The 514-nt window shown below is 36.2% G+C and carries 2 pseudogenes; both read right to left on the minus strand.

The annotated features are described in order from the left end of the window. A pseudogene (locus ACFIMA_RS10005) lies at positions 1-69 on the minus strand (DNA-binding protein); the annotation flags it as partial. A 208-nt stretch (positions 70-277) separates the two neighbouring features. Continuing rightward, positions 278-514: pseudogene (locus ACFIMA_RS10010) on the minus strand (integrase); the annotation flags it as partial.

Raw genomic sequence — 514 nt, forward strand, 5'->3', positions numbered from 1 at the left:
TGTTGAAACACTCATATGAAGCAATTTTGCACTTTCACGGTCTGTTAAAAGAATATCATTTTCTGTCATTCTAAAATTCTTTCATAATAAAAAATAGAACCAAATCATGCCTATTTATTAAGCACATTTTGGTTTATTTTTGAAGGTATTTTATTTATAGAAAACAATATTTTATCATATAATTTCTGATGTGATAATTTATGAATCTTATTGAGAAGGAATGAGAGACAAGAGAGCTAAAGTTATCCACAGATAATGGGGTTATTCACCCCATATTTTAGGTTTGACCTGTGACATAAGCCGCCCATTTATCCATATAGACACAGCGCTGTTCTAGATAGTCAGTACGACGATAGGAGCGCTCTACTTGCCCTCCGACCGTATGACTTAGAATGGTTTCAGCGACCTCATAGGGGGCATCGGTTGTTTCAGCAAGTCAATCGCGTAAACTAGAGCGAAAACCATGCGGGCAGGCTTCAAGTTTATTGTCTCTCATATATTGAGCCATACACTT

Source organism: Bartonella sp. AP88HLJMH (assembly GCF_042195605.1).
GTDB lineage: Bacteria > Pseudomonadota > Alphaproteobacteria > Rhizobiales > Rhizobiaceae > Bartonella.